Genomic DNA, 23,244 nt, shown 5'->3' on the forward strand with positions numbered 1-23,244 from the left:
ATGAATTATCTTTCGGCGGAAAATATCGCAAAGTCATTCGGCGACCGGTGGCTTTTCAGGAATATCAGTTTTGGAATCAGCAAGGGCGACAAGGTAGCGTTGATCGGAACGAACGGGACAGGAAAAACCACATTTCTGAATATACTCACCGGCAAGATCCCCGCCGACGAAGGCGAAGTAAGTATCCGGAAAGACATCCGTGTGGGTTACCTCGATCAAAGCCCCGCGTTCGATGAATCGCTTCCGGTGCTGGAAGTGATATTTTCTTCGAATAATCCGGTTGCGCAGGTCGTGAAACGCTACGAACACGCGATTGAGAATGACCTTCACGACGAGCTGGCGGAGGTGATGGAGGACATGGATAAGTTGAATGCGTGGGATTTTGAATACAGAACCAAGGAAGTTCTCGGCCGCCTCGGCATTCACCATACGGATAATGCGTACGGGACGCTCTCGGGCGGTCAGCGCAAGCGCGTAGCTTTGGCCAAAGTGCTCCTCGAAGATCCTGATCTCCTTATCCTGGACGAACCGACCAACCATCTCGACCTCGATACCGTCGAATGGCTGGAAGAATACCTCAACACTTCGAACACCACATTGCTGGTCGTAACGCACGACCGTTATTTCCTCGATACCGTTTGCAACCAGATGCTCGAACTCGATCATGGTTCGGCTTATACATATAAGGGGAACTATTCCTATTTTCTCGAAAAGAAGGCGGAACGCGAAGAACTTGAAGCTGCGACCATCGACAAGGCGCGTAACCTTATGCGCAAGGAGCTGGACTGGATCAGACGGCAGCCGAAGGCACGCGGCACCAAAGCGAAATACCGCGTTGATGCATTCGAAGATTTAAAAGAGAAGGCGAGCCAGAAGAAGTTTGATGTACAAATGGAGCTCAACGTGCGGACGTCGCGATTGGGCAGCAAGATCATCGAGCTGGAAAATATCAGTAAAGGCTTTGGAGAGCGTCAGTTGATCAAAAATTTTGAGTACACTTTCCGCCGCGGCGACCGAATCGGCGTGGTAGGGAAAAATGGAATGGGCAAATCGACGCTCCTGAACATGATCACGGGCGAGTTGCAACCTGACAAAGGCAAGATCAGCACCGGAGAAACGGTTCAATTTGGCTATTACAAGCAAACCGACCTGGTATTTAATGAAAACCAGCGCGTGATCGATATTGTGAAGGATGTAGCGGAAGTGGTGCAGCTGGGAACCGGTGAAACCGTTACGGTGGGCGTATTGTTGCAGGCATTCCTGTTCTCGCCTTCCAAACAATATGATTTTATTTCCAAACTGAGCGGAGGAGAACGTCGCCGTTTGCAGCTTCTTTTGATTCTGATCAAACAGCCGAATTTCCTGATCCTCGATGAGCCTACGAACGATCTGGATATCGATAGTTTGAACGTGCTCGAAGAGTTTCTGCTCAATTTCCCGGGCTGTCTGATGATCGTCTCCCACGACCGTTACTTCCTCGACAGGCTCGTGCAGCATATTTTTGTGTTCGAAGGGGATGGTAAGATCAGTGATTTCCCGGGTAACTATACTGAACTGCGGGATTATCAGGATGAGCAGGAGGCCGAAAAGAAACTAGCAGCGACGAATGCGCCCAAGCCTGCTGCGCCCGTTGTAGTAGCTCCGAAGGAACCGGTAGCAGCAGCGCCTTCGGCAACTGCAAAACGGAAGCTAAGCTACAAGGAGCAGAAGGAAATGGAGCAACTGGAAGCGGATATTGCGAAAATGGAAGTAACTAAAACGCAGCTGGTGGAAAATTTGAACAAAGGCGGTTCCCACGAGGACCTGGCCAAATGGTCGAAACAGATAGAGGAAATCAATGACAGTCAGGCCGAGAAGGAGATGCGTTGGCTGGAACTGTCGGAAAATGCTTAATTTTAAAAGTCAACAAACCCGTCGCCGCGCTTTGGTAGCCCTAGGCCGCTGGTAGCGCACTGCTGTGCTCCGGTTGCCGGCAGCACGCGAGCGAACTCTCAGATCGTAGATTATGAATTCAATTGTCGAGTTTTTCCAATACATTGTTAATTCGGAGGAAATCATCCGTACCGGCGGACTTCTGGTGATTACATTCATTGTGTTTGCGGAGAACGGCTTGTTTTTTGCATTCTTCCTGCCAGGGGATTATCTCGTATTCCTGGCCGGGGTGTTCTGCGGTACCGGTATTCTCGACGTACCCATCCTCATTTTGCTGATCAGCATGCTAACGGCCGCGATATTAGGCTCGCTGGTAGGTTACGTGTTTGGAAAGTATTTCGGTGATATATTCAAAAACCGGCCGGATTCTTTCTTTTTCAAGAAAAAACACATCGAAACCACGCATAATTATTTTGAAAAATACGGAAGCCGCACGCTGATCATCAGCCGGTTTTTGCCTATTGTACGCACGTTTGCACCAATCCTCGCGGGACTGGTGAAAATGTCCTTTCCGTCTTTCCTGATCAACAATGTGGTGGGTGGGGCAATCTGGATCTTTACATTGACCGGCGGTGGATACCTCTTTGGAGAAAAATTCCCGTGGATCGTGGATTACGTGCAATACATCATTCTCTTCTTTTTGGCGATCACCACTTTCACGGTAATCAAAGGTTACCTGAATGCGCGTAAAGGCATGGCTGAATAATGCATTAAGCCGGGATTGGTAATACTTTCCTGGCTTTCGGAGCTTTCTGCTTCGGCAGGGCCGATTTTCCTTTGAACAATACTGTAACGACAAGTGCTACGTCCAACTGCAAACTGACAGCCAGCTTTTGCAGTATCTGAATATCCAGCTTTCTTTTGTTGTTTTCGATCCTGTTGACGACCGAAGCGGACACGTTCAAACTAATTCCCAGCGCTTCCTGGGAAAGTCCTGCCCATTCTCTCAACTTTCTGAAATTACTTCCAAAATCTGTCATAGTGTGCTTCGTTATGAGTGGCTTGACAAATTTAGCGGCTTTTTGAAATCCCCAAACAACCCACGCCCGTTCGCCGTAATTATGTGCGGAAACCGCAAACACCCCTGCGCTTTCCGCAACAGCATGCGGAAAGTAATTCATTTGCTTTGTGAGGTAGTTTCACATAGCGTAAAATGAGATGGGTAATTCATCAACAAACTTGAACCGAAAATTACAACAGCGCATTTCTAGGGGTTCTCTTCCTCCCTAAACCACCCAGAATAAATCAGATAGTTATTAGCAGTCCGATCAATGGCGGCATTCAGCTCAGGTGAAACATCTTTCAGGTATTTGGCAGGGTTGCCGGCGTAAATGGTGCCGGGAGGTACTTTGGTGCCCTGGGTAACAATGGCTCCGGCGGCGATGATCGAGCCTTCGCCGACGACGGCCCCGTCCATGACGATCGCCCCCATTCCGATCAGTACATGGTCTTCGATCGTGCAACCGTGTACGATGGCGTTGTGTGCGATGGAAACATAATTTCCGATCGTGGTGGCGAATCGCTGGTAGGTACAGTGGATCACGGCGCCGTCCTGGACATTGGAATGATGCCCGATCCGTATGCTGTTTACGTCGCCGCGGATCACGGCATTAAACCAAACAGTGCAATTTTCGCCCATCACCACATCGCCCACAATGGTAGCGTTTTCCGCAAACCAGCAACTCTCGTCGTAGGTAGGGTGATGTCCGCGGACAGGTTTTATCAATGCCATGATCTTATTTTTATTATATTTTGGGCAATATCAGTTTTTCAGTGCGAAAAATAAATATATTTCGTTGTTGAATTAACAATTTGCCAGGTCATGCCGTCAACTGCGAAAGTTTCGAAAGGAAGCTTGCTCATTGCCAAGCCGTTTTTGGGCGATCCCAATTTTGAAAGGGGGGTTATCCTTATGTGCGAACATAATGAGCAGGGAAGTTTCGGTTTTGTGCTCAACCAAACCACCGATTTATTCCTGGGAGATGTGCTGGACGAGACTATTTATCAGGACATCACGCTTCACCTGGGCGGCCCTGTTGAAAAAAACACCTTGCATTTCATTCATCGCCGCCCCGACCTTGTTGCCGGCGGGACGGAGATTATGAAAGACGTTTACTGGGGAGGTGATTTCGAAAATGTAAAAACGCTGCTAAACCTGAATACGCTGAAACAGGAGGACGTCATGTTCTTCATCGGGTACTCGGGATGGAGCGGCGGGCAGCTCGACGAGGAAATCAAGCAGGATTCGTGGATCATCTCCAGTACAACCTCCGATTTCCTGTTTTCGACACCTCCGGGCAATTTCTGGCGTGAAATCCTGCGCAATATGGGCGGGGAATACCGGTCGATCGCGCATTACCCCATCGACCCGCGTTTGAACTAATCTTGTTAGTTAGGCTGATTCAAGCCTTTCACCGACTCGTAATCCGACTTGATCCGCGCAACCTCGTGCGTAAGGAAATGCTGTAATTCTTCATTAAAAATCTTTTTTTCGTCGTCAGGTAGTGACGCGTACAGATCTTTCAATTCCTGATTGATCGCTGCTCTCTCCTGGTCGGACCCCGCGTTCATCGAGCGAATGTGGAACCGTTTGAAATCGTATTTAGGCATAACTGATATGGGATAGGGTACAAAAATACCGAAAACCGCTTAGCTACCGAAATCGGCCTTCGTTCATCCATTGCATACATTCATCCAAAATCCCGGTTGGACGCTGAACGTGAAAGGCTTTGCATATGTTTGTCGTTGATATGACAACTATCATTTTAAAATGAACAGAACCTTCTTTTTTATCATATTAACTTTTGTACTCTTTGCCATCGACTGGTATGTCTGGCAAGGTCTCAAAGTGGCTATTCGCGGCCTTGCGCCTTTAACACAACGATGGATCGGAGGCGCCTATTGGGCTTTGACGCTCGTTACCCTGGGCGCTTATATTGGAATGCAATTGCTACCGCCTGATTACTTCAAAAGCACTACTCGCACATTTGTGGTCGCATTTATCGCCATTCCGTATTTATCGAAATTATTTGCTGTTGCAATCCTTTTGATCGATGATGTACGCCGCTTTTTTCAATGGATTGTCAGCTTTTTTGTGCCTTCTGCCGCAACTCCTTCCCCTGAAACCGGCGAGCCAACGATACCGCGCTCTCAATTCCTTGCAACGACGGCCGTGGTGGCTGGTGCCGGTCTAATGGGCACATTCGCATACGGGATTCTCTCTGGCGCGCACGACTACCGTATTCGCCGAGTGAAGGTGCCTTTGAAAAATTTGCCGCGGCAGTTCCATGGGATGAAAATCGCCCAGCTTTCGGATATCCACTCGGGTAGTTTTTTCAATAAAACCGCAGTGAAAGGTGGGGTGGAAATGTTGATGAAAGAAAAGCCGGACATTGCATTCTTCACGGGTGACCTGGTGAATGACCGGGCCAAGGAAGTGCAGGACTACATCCATATTTTTGATAAAGTGAAGGCTCCGCTGGGCGTACATTCTGTACTGGGTAATCACGATTATGGCGACTATTTCCAATGGCCGGATGCAAACGCCAAAAGCAATAACCTCGCGAATTTGAAAAAAGCACACGAGTTGCTGGGCTGGAAACTAATGTTGGATGAAAACCGGCCGATTACGGTCGATGGTGAATCTATCGGATTAATCGGTATTCAGAACTGGGGGACGAAATTCGCCAAATACGGAAACCTGGAAAAAGCTTATGAGCGTACAGACGAGTACCCAGTGAAAATATTGCTCTCGCACGATCCCAGCCATTGGGAAGCGCAGGTTTTACCTCAATATAAAGATATCGACCTCGCGCTTGCCGGCCACACGCACGGGATGCAGTTTGGAGTGGAAATAGGAAAAGTGAGATGGAGCCCTGTGCAATATCGTTATAAGCAATGGGCCGGATTGTATGAGGAGAATAATCAGTATTTGTACGTCAACCGTGGATTTGGCTATTTGGGATATCCCGGTCGGGTAGGTATCCTGCCTGAAATCACGATCCTGGAATTGGTAAAGGCGTAAAATTTTCGGAAAATTGTGAAAGGGTTGGCGCAATGCATACCGAAAAGGGTGTGCATTGCGTTGCATTAGTAACCTTTGACGCGCAACGAACATGATGAAGAAAATCACTCCCTGGCTTCTGGTACTGGCCCTGATTTGCAGTATTTCAGGCGTACAGACAGTTTCGGCGGCCGCAGCTGCAACGCCCGACGCCACCAAAGTGGAATTGTTTGGTAAAAAGAAAAAATACAAAGGTTACAAGAAGCCAAGGTCCAAGAAATTCCTCGGAATATTCAAGCGGAAAACCGATTGCGGCTGTCCTAACCATTAGGAACTTCCCGTCTTTACATTTTGTACATATTCAAGAGTAAGCATAGCCATCAATCTCTGAGAGATTTGGTTGGATTTGCTTACTTTTGTATTTTAAAATCACCTAATAGCGGCATTCTCAGCCTAACTTGAATGAAAGTTAATCTTCGAAACCAGGACAAGTTTGAAAACCGTCACCACGGTAAAGATGAACAGGAATTGCAGGAAATGTTGAAGACCATCGGAGCCGGGTCAGTGGATGAACTGATCGACCAGACTCTTCCTTCTGCGATTCGTCTACAAAAACCACTGAATTTGCCGAGGCCCAAATCGGAGCAGGAATTTTTACAATACATTAAAAGAATTGCCTCCAAAAACGCGGTGCTGAAATCGTACATCGGCACGGGCTACTACGACACCATCACACCGAACGTCATTCTGAGGAATATCCTCGAAAATCCGGCCTGGTATACGGCTTATACGCCTTATCAGGCGGAAATTGCGCAAGGCAGGCTCGAAATGCTCCTGAACTTCCAAACGGTTGTGACTGACCTGACGGGTATGGAGATTGCCAATGCATCTTTGCTCGATGAAGCCACGGCAGCGGCAGAAGCAATGACGATGTTGCACGCGGTAAAGGGTGCTTCCAGAAAGAAAGCTAATACGTTTTTCGTGTCGGAGCTTTGCCATCCGCAAACCATCGACCTCATCTACACCCGTGCGAAGCCTGTCGGCATTGACGTAGTGGTAGGTAACCATGCGACGGTTGATTTAACTGACGAAAATATTTACGCCGCGCTCGTTCAGTACCCTGCTACGGACGGCGAGGTGATCGACTATACCGATTTCATTGCATCGGCTCATGAGCTGGGCGTTTCCGTAGCTGTTGCGGCGGACTTGCTCGCATTGACACTTCTGAAGTCGCCGGGTGAGATGGGTGCCGACGTCGTGATCGGTTCTTCGCAGCGCTTCGGGGTGCCGATGGGCTATGGTGGCCCGCACGCAGCCTATTTCGCAACCAAGGATGCTTTCAAACGTCAGATCCCGGGCCGCATTATCGGTGTATCCGTGGATGGCGAGGGCAATCGTGCATTGCGTATGGCGTTGCAGACGCGTGAGCAGCATATTCGCCGTGAAAAAGCGACTTCTAATATTTGTACAGCACAGGTACTGCTGGCCGTTATCGCCGGCGCATATTCGGTATACCATGGACCTGAGGGCATCAAGAGCATTGCAGCACGCGTGCACGGCCTTACCCGCCTGTTTGTGGATACGGTGAAAAAATTCAACTACGAAGTTGTTACCGGTACTTATTTCGATACCGTGACGATCAACACGCCGCTGACACGTAAGTTGCGTGAACAGGCGTTGAAATGGGGCATTAACCTGAAATACCATGGCGATGAAAGCCTCTCGGTTTCATTTGATGAGGCCAAGACGTTTGACGATGTAATTGCATTGCTAAATGTATTCGCGGAGGTTTCGGGTTTCCAGGGCGAAATGGTGATCGATGAGGACCTCGAATTTTCGCTTCCTGAAAACCTGGCGAGAACGTCGGAATATCTGACACACCCGGTTTTCAATACCCACCATACTGAGCATGAAATGCTCCGTTATCTGAAATCGTTGGAAAACAAGGACCTTTCATTGGTTCATTCCATGATTTCACTGGGCAGCTGTACGATGAAACTGAATGCAACCGCTGAAATGATCCCGCTTACCTGGCCGGAATTCGGGGGGATTCACCCGTTTGCGCCTACCAATCAAGTGGGCGGTTATGCACAGCTGGTGAGCGAGCTAAATACCTGGCTTTGCGAAATCACCGGTTTCGCAGCCATGTCGTTCCAGCCAAACTCCGGTGCGCAAGGCGAATATGCCGGTTTGATGGCCATCCGCGCATACCACGAGAGTCGCGGCGAAGCGCATCGTAACGTGGCATTGATCCCGTCATCGGCACACGGTACCAACCCTGCATCGGCTGTCATGGCTGGTATGAAAGTGGTAGTGACCAAATGCGACGAGCGTGGTAATATCGATGTGGAAGATTTGCGCGCGAAAGCAGAGCAGCATGCCAACGACTTGTCGTGTTTGATGGTAACTTACCCATCGACGCACGGTGTTTATGAGGAAAGCATTATCGAGATCTGTTCGATGATCCATTCATTCGGCGGACAGGTTTATATGGACGGCGCGAATATGAATGCACAGGTAGGCCTTACAAGTCCTGCCAGCATCGGAGCGGACGTTTGCCACCTCAATTTGCATAAAACATTCTGTATCCCGCACGGTGGCGGCGGCCCCGGCGTAGGACCGATCGGCGTTGCCGAGCACCTGATGCCGTTCCTGCCAGGCCACGTGAATTTTAGCACGCAGCCCGAGCATTTGCCATCCGGACAAGCCGGAGCGGTTTCTGCGGCACCTTATGGAAGCGCGAGCATCCTGACAATCTCCTATGCCTACATCGCGATGATGGGCGGGGAAGGGCTTACCAATGCGACCAAATTTGCAATCTTGAATGCGAACTACATTAAGGAACGCCTGAACGGCCATTACGAAGTGCTTTATACCGGCGCAAATGGCCGTTGTGCGCACGAAATGATCGTCGACTGCCGTGGCTTCAAGGCTGCTGGCGTAGAGGCGGAGGATTTGGCCAAACGTTTAATGGACTACGGTTTCCATGCGCCTACGCTTTCATTCCCTGTTGCAGGCACATTGATGATCGAGCCGACTGAATCGGAATCGAAAGCGGAGTTGGATCGTTTCTGTGACGCGATGATCGCGATCCGTAACGAGGTTCGTGAAGTGGAAGAAGGCATTGCTGATCGTACAGACAACGTTTTGAAGAATGCACCGCATACTTCACGTGTATTGCTGAGCGAGAACTGGACGCGTTCTTACAGCCGCGAAAAGGCTGCATTCCCGCTGCCTTACCTGCGCTTCAACAAGTTCTGGCCGAGCGTAAGCCGCGTCGACAGCGCTTACGGCGACCGCAACCTGATTTGCTCTTGTATTCCGGTTGAGGCTTATTCTGAAGTGGAAGAAGCTTAATCGGAAGCCGATAAAGCAAAAATGGAGATGTCCGAAAGGGCATCTCCATTTTTGCTTTATTAGTTTATAAGTTTAAAGTTTATGGGTTGAAATTCGAAAACTCATGAGCTCTCAACTCATGAACTCTGAACTCCTAAACTCCTGAACTAAAAATGCCGTTCGCCGATCTCTCTTTTACCTAACAACACAGCTCCAACCATCGCCACCAGCAACAGGATCGAAGCCAATTCAAATGGCAGCAGGTAATCGCGGAAAAGCATATGCCCGAGGCTTTCGATCATACCGATCTGCGAATCGTAAGTTTGCGGATTGAATGGCTCGATAGCCGTTTTGCGGTAAGCACCGAAAAGGATCACGAAAACGGTCCCGCCGACGATTGTCGCGGCTATTTTGGTAAGATTCGTCTTAGCTTCCTCCTGGTCCTGCTTCATATTGAGGAACATGATCACAAACAGGAATAGTACCATAATCGCCCCCGCGTACACGATGATGTTCACCGCAGCGAGAAACTGTGCATTCAGCAGGATATAGTGCCCTGAGAGCGTAAAGAACGTCAGGATCAGGTAAAGTACGCTGTGAATGGGGTTACGCGATACCACGACCATTACCGCACTCAGGATGGTCAGGAAAGATAGAAAGTAAAAAAAAGATACTGCTGAATTCATAATGTTAGTAACTGCTGACAGTCTTGGTTTACCGTTCAGGGAATAGCTCTTGGAACAACGTTGGTAACTTCACCGCTGGCCCTTTTGGCATCCAGCGCACGCGCTTCTTCCTTGGTCCAGGCTTCACGGGTGTAGCGGTTGTTCATATCTTCGACCAGAAGGTCTTTTCCCCATATCACCTGGTCGCGCTCAGTAAATACCGGTACGAACTCGTCGTGGCGCAGATACACGGCCTGTTTCGGGCAAGCTTCCTCACAAAGGCCGCAGAAAATGCAGCGCAGCATATTTACTTCATACACTGCTGCGTATTTTTCTTCGCGGTACAGGTTTTCTTCCCCTTTTACACGCTCGGCCGCCACCATGGAAATTGCTTCCGCAGGGCATGCTACCGCACACAAACCACAGGCTGTACAACGCTCGCGACCTTCCGCGTCTCTTTTCAGGATATGTCTTCCACGGAAAACCGGTCCCAGGTACCGCTTCACTTCCGGGTATTGGATCGTTACTTTCTTTGAAAAAAAGTGCTTGATCGTAATCGCCAGACCTGTTGCAATAGCCGGCAGGTAGGCGCGCTCCGCCAGCGTCATTTCTTTATTGCTTACTTGCTTTGAGCGATTTGTCAATTGCATGGCAATACGATTTTAATATTAATTCAACCACGCGGTGATTACGGGCTTCAGGAAAAGCACGGCTGCACCGGTGATAATGATGTTAAAAATAGCAAGAGGAATCAGCTTTTTCCAGCCCAGGTTCATCAATTGGTCGTAACGGAAACGTGGGATTGTCCAGCGTACCCACATGTAGAAGAACACAAAGAACAATGCTTTTCCGAAGAATACAGCCGTTCCGATCAGTGTCGCTATGTTATGACCCAGATCCGGCCCGAAAGATTTAACCAGTTGCGCATACACGAAATCCATTCCGGGATAGTTATAACCGCCGAAATACAGCACGGAAATGATCGCCGAGGAAATGAACATGTTGATATATTCCGCGAACAGATAGAAACCCAATTTCATACTGCCGTATTCGGTGTGGTAACCACCTACGAGCTCCGTTTCACATTCAGGAAGGTCGAAAGGAACGCGGTTACATTCCGCGAATGAGCAGGTGATGAAAATGATGAATCCCAGCGGCTGGTAGAAGATATTCCAGTTCATACCGTGCTGCTGCGCCACGATCTCGCCCAATGAAAGCGAGCTGCTCATCATGAGGATTGCGATAAGGGAAAGGCCCATGGCCACCTCGTAGCTGATGTTCTGCGAAGCCGCGCGGATCGCTCCGAGAAGCGAGAATTTGTTGTTGGAAGCCCAGCCGCCGACCATGATACCATAAACGCCGAGCGCCACAACGCCGAAAACGTACAGAATACCAATATTCGATTCGACGCCCTGCAATGCCACCTCATGGCCTGCAATGCGGAACGTGCTACCGAACGGGATCACCGCGCTCGCCAGCAATGCGGTGAGCATCGCCAAGCTCGGGCCTGCGATAAAGAGCCATTTGTTGGCTAATGCAGGGATGAAGTCCTCTTTGAAGAACATTTTACCCGCATCCGCTAATGGCTGCAAGAGTCCACCCCAACCGGCGCGGTTAGGCCCGCTGCGGTCCTGGATGAAACCTGCTACCTTTCTTTCCGCCCACGTGGAGTACATGGCGATCAGGAGCGTTAGCCCGAAAACGGCAACGATGGTTACGGTTTTAACAAGAAATTCTACTAAATCCATTTGAAAGCAATTTTATCCGGCTGCTTTGACTGATTCTCTTAATTATTGTTGGCCGCCAGTGAACGGTGGTTGGCCTTATCGTTATTTTCGATGCTCTGATGACGGATCGTTTCCTCGTCGGTCACGTACGGACGCGAGTCGTCGATCTGTTTGAACTGCGATGCCGCCAATTTCAATGCAAAGTCAGGTTTTGCGACCAGATCCTTACGGTATTTGTTGGCAGAAATCACCGAGCTGCGTTTCACTTTGGTAGGTCCTTCCAATACCCAGTCACTGGTTTGTTTTTTCTCGAAACGGCAGGTATTGCAAATGAAATCGGTTACCTCGCCCCAGGTATTCTTGCGGGCTGTTACACGGATCACCTCATCACCACGGTACCAAACGGTTGTTTTGCCGCAGCATTTGTCGCAATCGCGGTGTGCGTCTTCGGGTTTCGAGAACCACACACGGTTTTTGAAGCGGAAAGTCTTGTCGGTCAATGCGCCTACCGGGCAAACGTCGATGACGTTTCCGGAGAAGTCGTTATCGATCGCTTTCTCGATGTAAGTACTGATTTCCGAAGCATCCCCTCGGTTCATCACGCCGTGAACGCGTTTGTCGGTAATCTGGTCGGCGGTGTAGACACAGCGGTAGCAAAGGATGCATCGCGTCATGTGCAGCTGCACGTACGGGCCGATATCGATTTTATCGAACGTCCTTCTTTCTTCCTCGTAACGGGTTTTCACCGAACCGTGTTCAAATGCAAAATCCTGCAAATGGCATTCACCGGCCTGGTCGCAAATAGGGCAGTCGAGCGGGTGGTTGATCAGCAGGAATTCTACAATACTCTTGCGGGTATCAAGTACGGCCTGGTTGGTGGTGTTTTCAACTACCATTCCATCCTGAACCTGTGTAATGCAGGAAGGGACCAGTTTCGGCATCGGGCGGGGATCCTTGGCGGACCCTGCGGATACTTTCACCAGACAAGCACGGCATTTACCTCCGGAAACCGGAAGCGGTTTATAATAGCACATCGCGGGCGGAACGAGGTGTCCCTGACTTTCATCTGCCTCGGCGATTTTACGCGCCGCCTGCATGATGGTTGTGCCGGGTTCTACTTCGACCTCGATGCCATCGAATGTAATTTTCAACAATTGGGGTTTAACTTCTTCCATGTCCAGTCAAGTACAATGTTCTGAGATCTATTACACCAGGGCCATATCACCCATGTAAACCGCGCCCGGAGCTGTCGCTTCCTGCGGGTTGGTGATGTGCCACACAAATTCGTCGCGGAAATGGCGGATCGCGCTGGCTACGGGCCAGGCAGCCGCATCACCTAGCGGACAAATGGTGTTACCTTCTATTTTCTTTGAAATATCTACGAGCAAATCGATGTCGTGCATGCTGCCGTGACCGTGCTCGATGCGGTGGAGGACTTTCTCCATCCAGCCCGTTCCTTCGCGGCAAGGGCTGCATTGTCCGCAGGATTCGTGGTGGTAAAAACGCGAGAAATTCCAGGTATTGCGAACGATACAGGCTGTTTCGTCAAAAACGATAAACCCGCCTGATCCGAGCATGGTACCTGTTGCGAAACCACCGTCAGAAAGCGATTCGTACGTCATCAGACGATCCTCGCCGGCTGCGGTTTTTGTGATCAAATTTGCGGGAAGAATAGGTACAGACGAACCGCCCGCTACCAATGCTTTCAAATGGTGCCCTTTACGGATACCACCGCAATATTCATCCGAATTCAAAAATTCTTCCACGCTCACGCCCAGCTCGATTTCGTAAACGCCGGGCTTTTGAATGTGACCTGATGCAGAAATCAATTTGGTACCTGTACTTCTGCCGATCCCAATTTGTGCATAAGCATCACCTCCATTGTTGATAATCCAGGGCATGTTGGAGATCGACTCCACGTTGTTCACCACAGTAGGGCTCTGGTAAAGGCCTTTCACCGCAGGGAATGGCGGCTTATTTCTTGGGTTACCTCTTTTTCCTTCCAGCGATTCGAGCAATGCAGTTTCTTCGCCGCAAATGTAAGCGCCTCCGCCCGGCTGAACGACCAATTCAAGGTCATAGCCGGAGCCAAGAATATTTTTACCTAAAAAACCTTGTGCTTTTGCTTCGGCAATGGCTTTTTCCAGAATGCGGATCACATACATGAGCTCGCCGCGCACGTAGATGAACGATTTGTTGGCGCCCAATGCGAAGCTGGAAATGATCATACCCTCGATCAAAAGGTGAGGGATGGATTTCATCAAATGGTGATCCTTGAAAGTACCGGGCTCCGACTCGTCGGCATTACATACCAGGTAACGGGGAACGCCCTCGGGCTTGGCCAGGAAGCCCCATTTCATTCCCATCGGGAAACCAGCACCACCACGACCACGCACGCCTGATTTTTTCGCTTCTTCCACCACCTCTTCCGGGGTCATGGTTTTGATAGCTTTTTCAACGGCAGTATAGCCTCCCTGTTTGCGATAAACATCGAAGGTTTCGATACCGGGGACATTAATATGCTCCGTTAAAATTTTTCTAGCCATTTGAGGATAATATTTTCAGCTCCTGAAAGCTTATTTACTTAAATCTTCTATGATTTGGTCGACCTTCTCGTTGGTCAAATTCATGTAGAACTGCTCGCGGATCTGGAAAACCGGCCCCCAGCCGCATGCTGCGAGGCATTCTACTTCTTTCAGTGTAAACTTGCCGTCGGCGGTGGTTTCACCTGCTTCAATGCCCAGTTTTTTCTTCAGATGCCCGTACACATCTTCGCCGCCCATGAGGCAGCAAGGGCCTGTACGGCAATATTCGATCACGTGCTTGCCCACGGGGTCGAGGTGGTACATGGTGTAAAAGGTAGCTACCTCGTAAACCTCCACGGGTTCTATTTTCAGAATACCGGCCACGTAATCCATTACTTCGCTGCTCAGCCAGCCCCATTGTTCCTGGGCCACGTGCAAAACAGGCAAAAGAGCCGATTTTTGGCGGCCCTCCGGATAACGTGCGATAATTTCTTTTACTGTTTCAAGTCGTTCGGGTGTGAACGCAACCAGATTAGGTGATTCGGTCATTTCTAAATAGGTCTTTAACAAACTTTAAGCGTCCAGTTCACCTGCAATTACGTTCAAACTACTCATCGTCAGGATCGCGTCCGACAGTGATGAGCCTTTGCACATTTCAGGATATGCCTGATAGTAAATAAAGCTTGGCCTGCGAAAATGCAGACGGTACGGAGCCCTGCCGCCATCGCTGATCAGGTAGAAGCCCAGTTCTCCGTTCCCTCCTTCCACAGCGTGGTACACTTCCCCGGCCGGTGCGTCGATTTCGCCCATTACAATTTTGAAATGGTAAATAAGCGCCTCCATATTACGGTAAACCTCGTTTTTCGGAGGCAGGTAATATTCGGGGGCATCGGCGTAATACGGTCCTTCGGGAAGGTTGTTGATGGCCTGCTCTACGATGCGGAGGCTTTGCCACATTTCTTCGTTACGGACCATGTAGCGGTCGTAAGTATCGCCATTCTGTCCGATGGGGACGTCGAATTCAAAATCCTGGTAAGACGAGTACGGGTTCATCACACGCACGTCGTAATCCACACCCGCAGCACGCAGGTTCGGGCCGGTGAAGCCGTATGACAATGCTCTTTCCGCCGAAATAGGACCTACATTAATGGTACGGTCCATGAAAATCCGGTTACGGTTAAGCAGCTTTTCAAGCTCGCGAAGTACCGGCGGGAAAGATTTGATGAACTCCTTAATCTTGCGGATAGCCGTGCTCGAAAGGTCACGTTCCATGCCACCGAGGCGGCCCATGTTGGTTGTGAGGCGCGCTCCGCAGACTTCCTCGTAGATTTCATACACTTCCTCACGCTTCTGCATGACATACAGGAAGCCGGTGAATGCACCGGTATCCACGCCGAGGATACTGTTACAGATAATATGGTCGGTAATGCGTGCAAGTTCCATCATGAGCACGCGGATATATTGCGCGCGCTTGGGAACTTCCACGCCCAAAAGCTTCTCCACCGTCATGTGCCATCCCAAATTGTTGATCGGGGAGGAGCAATAATTCATGCGGTCGGTCAGCGTGGTAATCTGGTAAAAAGGCCTTCTTTCAGCAATTTTCTCAAACGCCCGGTGGATATAACCGATCGTCTGCTCACCCGAAACGATCTTTTCGCCATCCATTTTCAGGATGTTCTGGAAAATACCGTGGGTAGCAGGGTGTGTCGGGCCGAGGTTGAGGGTGGTCAGTTCTTCTACGAGTTCGGGCAACTCGCTTTGAGAAGGGACATTATGCGGTAATAATTCAATATCTGCCATATCTTACTCAATATAGATCATCGGCCGAAAAGGGCGTCAATTTTATCTTCACGGGTCGCGTCTTCCAGCGGGTATTCCTTGCGCATCGGGAAATAATCCATTTCCTCGATGTTCAGGATGCGTTTCAGGTTCGGGTGCCCGTCAAACAAGATACCAAAAAAATCGTAGGTTTCGCGCTCCATCCAGTTGGCACTGGCAAAAAGGCCTGTTGCTGTCGGGATGTGGATATCGGCCGCCGAAAGGGCCACTTTAATGCGGATGCGGAAGTTGTGCACGAAGCTGTGCATATGGTAAACCACTACGTATTCCTTGCCGGTATTGTCAGGGTATTGAACACCTGTAATGTCGGTCAGGAATATCACCTGGTAGTTTTTATGGTCTCTCAGGAACTCCATCAGTGGAATAATCTCTTCGCGGGTCGTTGAAAGCGTCAACAAACCGTACGGCTCTTCAAAGTCAAAAACCTGATCACCGAATTTTTCCAAAAGCCCTTCGGCTACCTCCTGGTTAGTAAGCATAGGGGGTTACTGAATATTATATGATGCCAATAGTTCCTGGTATTCGTCGGTATTCCGGCGGCGGAGCTTTTCATTTTGGGCCAGATACTGGATCTGCATCAGGCCGTCGATGATCTGCTCGGGGCGCGGCGGGCAACCTGGTACGTACACATCCACAGGGATAATGCGGTCGATACCCTGCAAAACGCTGTAAGTATCAAAAATACCACCGCTCGAAGCGCAAGCACCAACAGCCATTACCCAGCGGGGTTCGGCCATTTGAAGGTAAACCTGCTTCACCACCGGTGCCATTTTCTTGGCGATGGTTCCCATTACCATCAGCAAATCGGCCTGACGTGGCGAGAAACTCGGCCGTTCGGAACCGAAACGCGAAATATCGTAATGAGCGCCCATGGTAGCCATGAACTCGATCCCGCAGCATGAAGTAGCAAATGGCAACGGCCAAAGTGAGTAACTGCGTGCCAGACCGATCGCCTCGTCGAATGAAGTTGCAAAAAAACCGGATCCGCTATGTCCCTGCGGAGCCTCCACTATCTTTACTTCTTTCATAATTCTTTGTATTTCAATGTTCGAAGCCTATTCCTCCCAGTTCAGTACGCCCTTGCGGATCACATAATAGAAACCGGACAGCAACAGAGCCATGAACAATAACATTTCTACAAAACCGAACATTCCCAGGCCTTTGAAATTAACAGCCCAGGGATACATGAAAATAACCTCAACGTCGAACAAAACGAAAAGGATAGCCACCAGAAAGTACTTCACGGAAATAGGCGTCCGGGCGTCACCGACCGACTCAATACCACATTCGAACGGATCGTCTTTCTTTTTGCTTTTGCGGCTCGGACCGATAAGGTGAGTGACAATCATCGTGCCACCAATGAAGCCTGCGGCGAGCAAAAATTGCACAATGATGGGCAAATAATCGGAAGGGAGATATTCGTTTTTCATTATTATGATCCGGTTACAGAGGGTCAGGAATGAGCAAAAACTGTTGTCAGTGGGTTACATTCCTCCCCGTCTCTCAAAATTAGGCTTTGCAAATTTATCAATCAAATTCTTTCCTTTTTGTTTTGTCTAATTAGTATCATACTAAATAAGCCCCGTGGTGGCGGGGCTTATTTAGTACTTATCAAAGAAGAAATATTTATCTTATCACAATTTGCTTGGTGAGGCTTTGCCCTTGACCAGTTACGCGGAGAATGTACTTTCCTGTTGGCAAAAGGCCAACATCAATCTGCATTCGGCCGTTAAGCAGCTGCGGAGGAGTCGTTTTGATCACGTTACCGCGGATGTCGAAAAGCTCGATCGCTGCATCCTTTACATTATCTCGTGACTCAATGTAAATGTAAGCCCCCTGGCTTGGGTTCGGGTAAATCACCACCTCGTTTTGTTCGTTGGTTTTGAATTCCCTCGAAGCGGTATCAGAATAGCAAACCAGATTATTGCTGCCAATGGTGTAGGTAACCTTTGCTTTTGTGGTGTAAACCCCTGATTTCAGGATTTTGACCAACGTCGCAGTAGTATCGGTTTCGGTACCGGGGCGTCTCCACAGGAATACTTCATTTATCTGATCGCCCTCCGGAATGCTCGCCGATACGCTGAAAGGTCCTGACGGCTCGATGGTCGGCTTGGAAATCTTAGCGCGAATAGTCAGTTTGGAAGCCGACGAGTTTTCGGAAACGCATCCGAAAATGTTCTGTGCCTTCACATAGTAGTTTCCACTTTCTGCAATGCTTGCAATGGCTCCCGAGGTAACGGGCGTGGTCGTGTTTTCTTTGAACCAGTTATAGATATACCCGTCGTCATTAACCGAGAACTTGAACGAGGAGTCGGCGCAGGCTTGCTGTTCTCCCGATTGGAGGATGCTTGGTTGGGCAGGCTTCGCGTCATGGTCAAGAACAACTACCGGAGTCAAAATGGAGTTGCCTGATGCGTCACGGACGGTTGCGCTGTATGTAGCGGCCTGGCTAACGGTGATCGTGCTGCCTATGCCGATAGGCGTGCTACTTTTGCTGCTCCGCCATTCATAAGAGGTATATCCTGCCGGTAAAGAAAGTGTAACGGCGTTGTTCTGGGTAACACAGGAAGCGGTGATGGTAGGGACAGCCGCTGGTGCTGCCGGCGGAACCTCGGCAAAGAACTTGATGTCGAGGCTTTCGCTCCACGCGTTGGCCAATATCCGAAGCTGGTCCGGTCCTTCGAAGTGAAGGCCATCTTTACGGTCGGGAACGAGTGGATCGGTTTCCGGTCCCGGGTAAGTAGGGTTAAATGGCGTAGCAAGTACCGCGTTTTGAGCGGCAATGATTCCCGGATAAGGTTTGGGATCAATCTTGTCATCGCCCGAGGCGCGGCTTGTGCGGGCTATTACCCAATAAATCCTTTTGTCAGTATCGACGCTCAACTGGTCGATGATTTTTTGGAGACTTGCACGGTAAACGGCAGTAGTAGTTCCGAAGAAGCCATCTGTTTCGCCTTGCATCCAGAGTACCGCGCGCACCCCATACTGGCTTCCGTAGTTACGGGCCGCAATCCTGAGATTGGCATAAGGCATTCCCGTATTGTAGTTGTAACCGTAGAAACTAACCGTTTTCTTACCTGACGCACTTTCAGACCAGTTTGTGACCGAGGTTCCTTCCCAGGCCGTGTTGATGAAAAGCACGGGTACATTTAATTTGGCAACCAGCAAATCTCCCAATGCTCCCCAGCACCAGGCGGTTTGCCCACGGGGCGACATGGTTTTTATATCGCTTGTGATCTTAGAAAAAGTGGGAGGGACAGGATCTGTGAGCAAGTCCTTATACTTGCCATCCACGTCATTCTCGTAGTTATCGATGTAAAGTACACGGTCGTCGTTGGCACCCGGAGGGGTCGGCTTTCCTTTCAAACCTTGCGCATTCGATTGGCCTGCGATGAGGAACACTTCCCCTATACCCACACGGGCCAAGACGTCACGGCCTACGACTTTACCGTCAGCAATACCACGTACTTCCAATGTATACCAACCTCCGTACAGGGTTATCTTGCCTTTAAAGACACCACCCTTGGGGGCAACCTGCAAGTCCTGCCATGGCGTTTCAATACCCTGGCCCTGAACAACAGGCACTGCTCTCACCTCAATCTTGTCCATGAGGGCACTAAACGTACCAGATACGGTAAGCTCCCTTTGTCCGGAAATATCACGCTGATAAACGGATTGGAAAACAGGGGAGGTGATTTTAATGGTCTGAGAAAAAACCGTAGAGGAAACGACACAAACCAATAGCAATGCTTTTGCCACTATCGGACGAATAATTCTATAACGCATTGGTAAATTCTGATACGGGTAAAGTTTTGTAAGCAATAACGACAGTTGGTTTTGATTTTGTTAATGTGTTCAATTACAAAACGGTCACAAAGGTAACGGATTATTTTGGCTAAAATATCACTATTCCTTTTTTTGACAAGGAGACACATGAATGCCCCCTTATCTTACAATTACCAGCTTCTGTGAGGCGTTCAATGAGGCCGAAGTTATTCTGATAAAATAAATTCCGCTTGAAAGCCCGGTCAGGTTAAAGAATTGCTGGCTGTCAAATTTGGCGACCTTAAATGTTCTGTGAATAATGCCGCGACTGTCGATGATCTGCACATCGGCATTTACGACGTTGGTAAGCGTTTCCACCGCGACTCTTTCCGTGTTGTTTGGGTTCGGATAAGCGACAAAACCGGGATTCTCGGTGTCCAGATAAAATAGGAATGGTTCCGAAAAGTCCGATGCGCAAGTGAGCGTCGGGCTGTAAACTATGGTGTTGTTCACCACGTAATTACCTGCTTTGACGGCTTTCAGCGTTGCACTGTTTTCGGTCAGCTGGACGTCGTTATATTTCCATACGTGATCGCCTGTTGCCAGGTTGTTCTCTGCCAAAAGGGTATAAACACCTACTTTTTTGATAGTAGGAGTGGACGGCGTAGGTTTCACATCTACCACGATAGCAGCGGAATACGGCGAGTAGCAACCCTGCCCATCCACAATTCGCGCAGAATAGTTGCCTGTTGCGAACACTTCGATGCTGTCGCCTTCGAGGCCGTTATTCCAGAAGAACTTGTCGCCATTGGATGCTTTCAGGGAAATGGTATCGCCGTCGCAGAATGTAGTGGCTAATCGGGCTGTAACGGTAGGAGACGGCGGCAATGCCAGCGTTTGCGTGCTGATCTGGTTGCTGGGATCGGAATAGCATTGGAACTCATTGATCGTTTGCACCGAATAAGTGCCGGCAATTGTTACTTTCAGCGTTTGTGTCGAGGCCCCGTTGCTCCACAGGAAGCCTGCTGCCGGGGTCGACGTCAGGTTCACGCTCAGGTCGGCGCAGAACGTCGTCGGACCATCGGCGGTAATGACCGGTGTCGTCGGAAGCGGGTTGGAGACGACTTGCACCACCGGTGATACGGGCGAAACGCAGCCGTTGGCATCCCTGGCAGAAATAGTAAAATTGCCGGATGTCCGTATTTCTATTTCGCGTTCGGTAGACCCGTTGCTCCATTGGTAGGAATATGCCTCGCTGCTGCGTAATCTGGTGTAATCGCGATCGCAGAATGTAGTCGGGCGCAATGAAGTAATTGTCGGCGTCGCAGGGAGTGGGTTTACTTTTACGGATACTTCGTCGGATTTGGACTCACAACCATTACCATCGCGCTGCGTGAGCGAGAAAGTACCCGTGGTGGTCACCGAGATGGCTTTCGTCGTTGCGGTAGTGCTCCAGATGTTGCCGCTGTCGTAGTTGGAAGTCATGGTAACATTGCCGCCGTCGCAGAATGTCGTTTCGCCGCTTAGTGATATTTGTGGCTTTCCAGGCAATGGATTCACCTTTACAGTCGTCACATCTGACTCCGGAGAGTAACACCCCTCGTCGTTGAGCGCGCGGACGCGGAAATCGCCGGAACTTACCGCGGTAATATTTGCATTGGTAACACCATTCGACCAAACGCTTTTAACCTTTGAATCGGAGGTCAGTGTTACCTCGCCGCCCTGGCAGAATGTAAGTGCACCCGAGGCCGTGATCTTCGGTTTGTCCGGCAATGGAGAAGTTACTACCCTCATAGTGACCTTGTCTGACGTAGACTCGCACCCATAGATATTTTTGACTTTCACAAAATAGTCACCTCCTACGGTTACGGGCAGGCGGGAGCCTGTCGCGCCGGTATTCCAAATCGCATTGTCTTCAATACTTGAAACCAGGGTGGCCGTATTGCCAACGCACACCGGATTGCTTCCGTCGATGGATATTGTAGGTTGGTTGGGCTGGATTTGCTCGCTCACCCGGATTTCAGGCGACCATATCAGGTTGTTGCGGTCATCTCTCGCCGTAACACGGTACGTCCCGTTTCCGACCTGAACACTGCTGGAGTTCCCCCCGGCACTCCAGGCGAAATCGTGCATTCCGCCATTGGTTACTGTTAATGTCACATTCCCGTTGCCGGCGCATGACGCGACAACATTGAGCGGCGACATTCCCGAATATGGGTTCGAGCGGTTGAAAAAGTCGTCATTAAGACTATTGAACCAGGCATCGGCGAGCTGGGTAAGGCCTTCTCTCATAAAGTGAACGCCGTCGCCGTCAATGCGCGGAATTTGAATAAGGTCGGTCAACGGGCCCTGGAAAACATTGGGTACGCCATTGATGACCATTCCCTGGCCTTCGATCACCTCTGTGTCTGTTCCATTTTTGTTGTTATAGGATGTTTGGGCAACCATCCATGAAATATCTCTGCCGGATTCGTTCCGGGATGCCTCGATGACGGCTTTCAGGTCGTTGAAATAACTATTTCTGTCGTTATTCTTATCATTATCAGCCTCCCCCTGAATCCAAAGCACACTCCTTAGCCCGGTGAGTGAAGTGTAGCGCCGGATCACGTCCCGCATGTTTCCAAAAGGCATTCCGGATGGGTCGAAATATACATCGGCATAGATGGATTTTGGTCTGCCTCCATTGATACTTTCCCGCCAGGCACCCACGTGGCTTCCATACCATGCCACATTGTAAAAGAGCACAGGTACACCGAGCCTCGAAGCGAGCCTGTCGCCTAGTCTTCCCCAGGCCCACGCCGATTTGCCCCGGGGGGCGATGTTGGCATCCTTGTCAAGATGTCTGAACGACGGATAGGGGAAATCGGAACCGCCACCCGGAAGGTTGGGTTCATCGGGAACATTGGAATGGTCTACGACACTCACACGGTCGTCGCCCGCTCCCTGTGCATCCCATATGTCGGAACCATTCGGTTGGCCATCCTTATACCCCTGCCCATTTGATTGCCCGGCAATCATAAAAACCTCACCCACACCCACGTGCTCGATGGAATTCGTTCCAATTACCTGCCCGCCCTTTAATGCCCTGATTTCAAGCTTGTACCAACCGCCCTGCACATCGGAGAGTGTCCCGGAGAAGAAGCCCCCCTCGGGGCTGTCCTTGATGCCCGTCCAGTCCTGGTCGGCGCCTGAATCGGTCCGCCGGGTAAGTTTCACTTCAATTTTGTCAGCTATTTTGGTGTAGCTTCCGGAAATATAAATGTTGGCTTTATTGTTCTTATCACGCTGAAAAACGGCGCGGTCGGAGGGGAAATCAATGTTGATTTGTCCGTGTGCGGTGAAAGAAATAATACTAAATACTACCCAATAGAAATACGGTAGATAGTGTCTCATGGTGACTATAAATTCTTTGAAATAACTGCTTGGACACACAATTTGCATCGAAAGGTTGC

Annotated in this window: 21 protein-coding genes; 6 read left to right on the forward strand and 15 right to left on the reverse strand. The window is 49.8% G+C overall.

The window, feature by feature from the left end; genetic code table 11:
- Together J7619_RS24495 and J7619_RS24500 are read left to right on the forward strand one after the other, a co-directional pair.
- Positions 1-1,893 (forward strand): ABC-F family ATP-binding cassette domain-containing protein, encoded by a 1,893-nt coding sequence (locus J7619_RS24495; protein ID WP_291205029.1) that lies wholly within the window; start codon positions 1-3, stop codon positions 1,891-1,893.
- Between the two features lie 112 nt (positions 1,894-2,005).
- The gene (locus tag J7619_RS24500; protein ID WP_291205032.1) at positions 2,006-2,638 is read left to right on the forward strand and encodes a DedA family protein; all 633 of its coding nucleotides are present in this window, start codon (positions 2,006-2,008) and stop codon (positions 2,636-2,638) included.
- Between the two features lie 4 nt (positions 2,639-2,642).
- Here J7619_RS24500 and J7619_RS24505 read toward each other — a convergent pair whose 3' ends face one another.
- Together J7619_RS24505 and J7619_RS24510 are read right to left on the reverse strand one after the other, a co-directional pair.
- Complete coding sequence (locus J7619_RS24505; protein WP_291205035.1) at positions 2,643-2,912, reverse strand: helix-turn-helix domain-containing protein; 270 nt, start codon at positions 2,910-2,912, stop codon at positions 2,643-2,645.
- Positions 2,913-3,139: 227 nt separating this feature from the next.
- Entirely contained in the window at positions 3,140-3,664 is a 525-nt protein-coding gene (locus J7619_RS24510) for a gamma carbonic anhydrase family protein (RefSeq protein WP_291205038.1), read from the reverse strand.
- A gap of 90 nt (positions 3,665-3,754) precedes the next feature.
- Here J7619_RS24510 and J7619_RS24515 point away from each other — a divergent pair, with 90 nt between their 5' ends.
- Entirely contained in the window at positions 3,755-4,315 is a 561-nt protein-coding gene (locus J7619_RS24515) for a YqgE/AlgH family protein (protein WP_291205041.1), read from the forward strand.
- Positions 4,316-4,320: 5 nt separating this feature from the next.
- On the opposite strand, the gene J7619_RS24520 is transcribed toward J7619_RS24515, so the two are convergent.
- Positions 4,321-4,542 (reverse strand): hypothetical protein, encoded by a 222-nt coding sequence (locus J7619_RS24520; RefSeq protein ID WP_291205044.1) that lies wholly within the window; start codon positions 4,540-4,542, stop codon positions 4,321-4,323.
- 160 nt (positions 4,543-4,702) lie between these two features.
- Between J7619_RS24520 and J7619_RS24525 the strand changes: the two genes are divergently transcribed.
- From J7619_RS24525 to gcvP, 3 genes are all read left to right on the forward strand, one after another.
- The gene (locus tag J7619_RS24525; protein ID WP_291205046.1) at positions 4,703-5,956 is read left to right on the forward strand and encodes a metallophosphoesterase; all 1,254 of its coding nucleotides are present in this window, start codon (positions 4,703-4,705) and stop codon (positions 5,954-5,956) included.
- Positions 5,957-6,047: 91 nt separating this feature from the next.
- On the forward strand, positions 6,048-6,266 hold the full coding sequence (locus J7619_RS24530) for a hypothetical protein (RefSeq protein WP_291205049.1): 219 nt from the start codon (positions 6,048-6,050) through the stop codon (positions 6,264-6,266).
- A 131-nt stretch (positions 6,267-6,397) separates the two neighbouring features.
- Positions 6,398-9,292: an aminomethyl-transferring glycine dehydrogenase gene (gene gcvP / locus J7619_RS24535; RefSeq protein ID WP_291205052.1), complete on the forward strand. Its 2,895-nt coding sequence runs from the start codon at positions 6,398-6,400 to the stop codon at positions 9,290-9,292.
- A gap of 146 nt (positions 9,293-9,438) precedes the next feature.
- Here gcvP and J7619_RS24540 read toward each other — a convergent pair whose 3' ends face one another.
- From J7619_RS24540 to J7619_RS24595, 12 genes are all read right to left on the reverse strand, one after another.
- Positions 9,439-9,957, reverse strand: a complete 519-nt coding sequence (locus tag J7619_RS24540) for an NADH-quinone oxidoreductase subunit J (protein ID WP_106594063.1) — start codon at positions 9,955-9,957, stop codon at positions 9,439-9,441.
- Positions 9,958-9,992: 35 nt separating this feature from the next.
- The gene (locus tag J7619_RS24545; RefSeq protein WP_015813526.1) at positions 9,993-10,586 is read right to left on the reverse strand and encodes an NADH-quinone oxidoreductase subunit I; all 594 of its coding nucleotides are present in this window, start codon (positions 10,584-10,586) and stop codon (positions 9,993-9,995) included.
- Positions 10,587-10,604: 18 nt separating this feature from the next.
- The gene (gene nuoH / locus J7619_RS24550) at positions 10,605-11,684 is read right to left on the reverse strand and encodes an NADH-quinone oxidoreductase subunit NuoH (RefSeq protein WP_291205055.1); all 1,080 of its coding nucleotides are present in this window, start codon (positions 11,682-11,684) and stop codon (positions 10,605-10,607) included.
- 38 nt (positions 11,685-11,722) lie between these two features.
- Complete coding sequence (locus tag J7619_RS24555) at positions 11,723-12,838, reverse strand: 2Fe-2S iron-sulfur cluster-binding protein (protein WP_291205058.1); 1,116 nt, start codon at positions 12,836-12,838, stop codon at positions 11,723-11,725.
- Between the two features lie 30 nt (positions 12,839-12,868).
- Positions 12,869-14,209, reverse strand: a complete 1,341-nt coding sequence (nuoF, locus tag J7619_RS24560) for an NADH-quinone oxidoreductase subunit NuoF (RefSeq protein WP_291205061.1) — start codon at positions 14,207-14,209, stop codon at positions 12,869-12,871.
- Positions 14,210-14,239: 30 nt separating this feature from the next.
- The gene (nuoE, locus tag J7619_RS24565) at positions 14,240-14,737 is read right to left on the reverse strand and encodes an NADH-quinone oxidoreductase subunit NuoE (RefSeq protein WP_291205064.1); all 498 of its coding nucleotides are present in this window, start codon (positions 14,735-14,737) and stop codon (positions 14,240-14,242) included.
- Positions 14,738-14,761: 24 nt separating this feature from the next.
- Positions 14,762-15,988 carry an NADH dehydrogenase (quinone) subunit D gene (gene nuoD, locus J7619_RS24570; RefSeq protein ID WP_291205067.1) on the reverse strand — a complete coding sequence of 409 codons (1,227 nt, stop codon included), beginning with the start codon at positions 15,986-15,988 and terminating at the stop codon, positions 14,762-14,764.
- A 17-nt stretch (positions 15,989-16,005) separates the two neighbouring features.
- Entirely contained in the window at positions 16,006-16,506 is a 501-nt protein-coding gene (locus J7619_RS24575) for an NADH-quinone oxidoreductase subunit C (protein WP_291205070.1), read from the reverse strand.
- Positions 16,507-16,512: 6 nt separating this feature from the next.
- The gene (locus tag J7619_RS24580; RefSeq protein ID WP_015813533.1) at positions 16,513-17,055 is read right to left on the reverse strand and encodes an NADH-quinone oxidoreductase subunit B; all 543 of its coding nucleotides are present in this window, start codon (positions 17,053-17,055) and stop codon (positions 16,513-16,515) included.
- Positions 17,056-17,082: 27 nt separating this feature from the next.
- On the reverse strand, positions 17,083-17,457 hold the full coding sequence (locus J7619_RS24585) for an NADH-quinone oxidoreductase subunit A (protein WP_090375516.1): 375 nt from the start codon (positions 17,455-17,457) through the stop codon (positions 17,083-17,085).
- 196 nt (positions 17,458-17,653) lie between these two features.
- Complete coding sequence (locus J7619_RS24590; protein WP_291205073.1) at positions 17,654-19,813, reverse strand: T9SS type A sorting domain-containing protein; 2,160 nt, start codon at positions 19,811-19,813, stop codon at positions 17,654-17,656.
- A gap of 159 nt (positions 19,814-19,972) precedes the next feature.
- On the reverse strand, positions 19,973-23,185 hold the full coding sequence (locus J7619_RS24595) for a T9SS type A sorting domain-containing protein (RefSeq protein ID WP_291205076.1): 3,213 nt from the start codon (positions 23,183-23,185) through the stop codon (positions 19,973-19,975).
- Between the last annotated feature and the right edge of the window lie 59 nt (positions 23,186-23,244).

Origin of the sequence: Dyadobacter sp., from assembly GCF_017744695.1 — a bacterium.
Lineage (GTDB): Bacteria > Bacteroidota > Bacteroidia > Cytophagales > Spirosomataceae > Dyadobacter.

What these genes read in the sequence shown, in the direction of transcription:
- J7619_RS24495 (WP_291205029.1), top strand. Translation starts at nt 1, where the DNA reads ATGAATTATCTTTCGGCGGAAAATATCGCAAAGTCATTCGGCGACCGG.
- J7619_RS24500 (WP_291205032.1), top strand. Translation starts at nt 2,006, where the DNA reads ATGAATTCAATTGTCGAGTTTTTCCAATACATTGTTAATTCGGAGGAA.
- J7619_RS24505 (WP_291205035.1), bottom strand. Translation starts at nt 2,912, where the DNA reads ATGACAGATTTTGGAAGTAATTTCAGAAAGTTGAGAGAATGGGCAGGA.
- J7619_RS24510 (WP_291205038.1), bottom strand. Translation starts at nt 3,664, where the DNA reads ATGGCATTGATAAAACCTGTCCGCGGACATCACCCTACCTACGACGAG.
- J7619_RS24515 (WP_291205041.1), top strand. Translation starts at nt 3,755, where the DNA reads ATGCCGTCAACTGCGAAAGTTTCGAAAGGAAGCTTGCTCATTGCCAAG.
- J7619_RS24520 (WP_291205044.1), bottom strand. Translation starts at nt 4,542, where the DNA reads ATGCCTAAATACGATTTCAAACGGTTCCACATTCGCTCGATGAACGCG.
- J7619_RS24525 (WP_291205046.1), top strand. Translation starts at nt 4,703, where the DNA reads ATGAACAGAACCTTCTTTTTTATCATATTAACTTTTGTACTCTTTGCC.
- J7619_RS24530 (WP_291205049.1), top strand. Translation starts at nt 6,048, where the DNA reads ATGATGAAGAAAATCACTCCCTGGCTTCTGGTACTGGCCCTGATTTGC.
- gcvP (WP_291205052.1), top strand. Translation starts at nt 6,398, where the DNA reads ATGAAAGTTAATCTTCGAAACCAGGACAAGTTTGAAAACCGTCACCAC.
- J7619_RS24540 (WP_106594063.1), bottom strand. Translation starts at nt 9,957, where the DNA reads ATGAATTCAGCAGTATCTTTTTTTTACTTTCTATCTTTCCTGACCATC.
- J7619_RS24545 (WP_015813526.1), bottom strand. Translation starts at nt 10,586, where the DNA reads ATGCAATTGACAAATCGCTCAAAGCAAGTAAGCAATAAAGAAATGACG.
- nuoH (WP_291205055.1), bottom strand. Translation starts at nt 11,684, where the DNA reads ATGGATTTAGTAGAATTTCTTGTTAAAACCGTAACCATCGTTGCCGTT.
- J7619_RS24555 (WP_291205058.1), bottom strand. Translation starts at nt 12,838, where the DNA reads ATGGAAGAAGTTAAACCCCAATTGTTGAAAATTACATTCGATGGCATC.
- nuoF (WP_291205061.1), bottom strand. Translation starts at nt 14,209, where the DNA reads ATGGCTAGAAAAATTTTAACGGAGCATATTAATGTCCCCGGTATCGAA.
- nuoE (WP_291205064.1), bottom strand. Translation starts at nt 14,737, where the DNA reads ATGACCGAATCACCTAATCTGGTTGCGTTCACACCCGAACGACTTGAA.
- nuoD (WP_291205067.1), bottom strand. Translation starts at nt 15,988, where the DNA reads ATGGCAGATATTGAATTATTACCGCATAATGTCCCTTCTCAAAGCGAG.
- J7619_RS24575 (WP_291205070.1), bottom strand. Translation starts at nt 16,506, where the DNA reads ATGCTTACTAACCAGGAGGTAGCCGAAGGGCTTTTGGAAAAATTCGGT.
- J7619_RS24580 (WP_015813533.1), bottom strand. Translation starts at nt 17,055, where the DNA reads ATGAAAGAAGTAAAGATAGTGGAGGCTCCGCAGGGACATAGCGGATCC.
- J7619_RS24585 (WP_090375516.1), bottom strand. Translation starts at nt 17,457, where the DNA reads ATGAAAAACGAATATCTCCCTTCCGATTATTTGCCCATCATTGTGCAA.
- J7619_RS24590 (WP_291205073.1), bottom strand. Translation starts at nt 19,813, where the DNA reads ATGCGTTATAGAATTATTCGTCCGATAGTGGCAAAAGCATTGCTATTG.
- J7619_RS24595 (WP_291205076.1), bottom strand. Translation starts at nt 23,185, where the DNA reads ATGAGACACTATCTACCGTATTTCTATTGGGTAGTATTTAGTATTATT.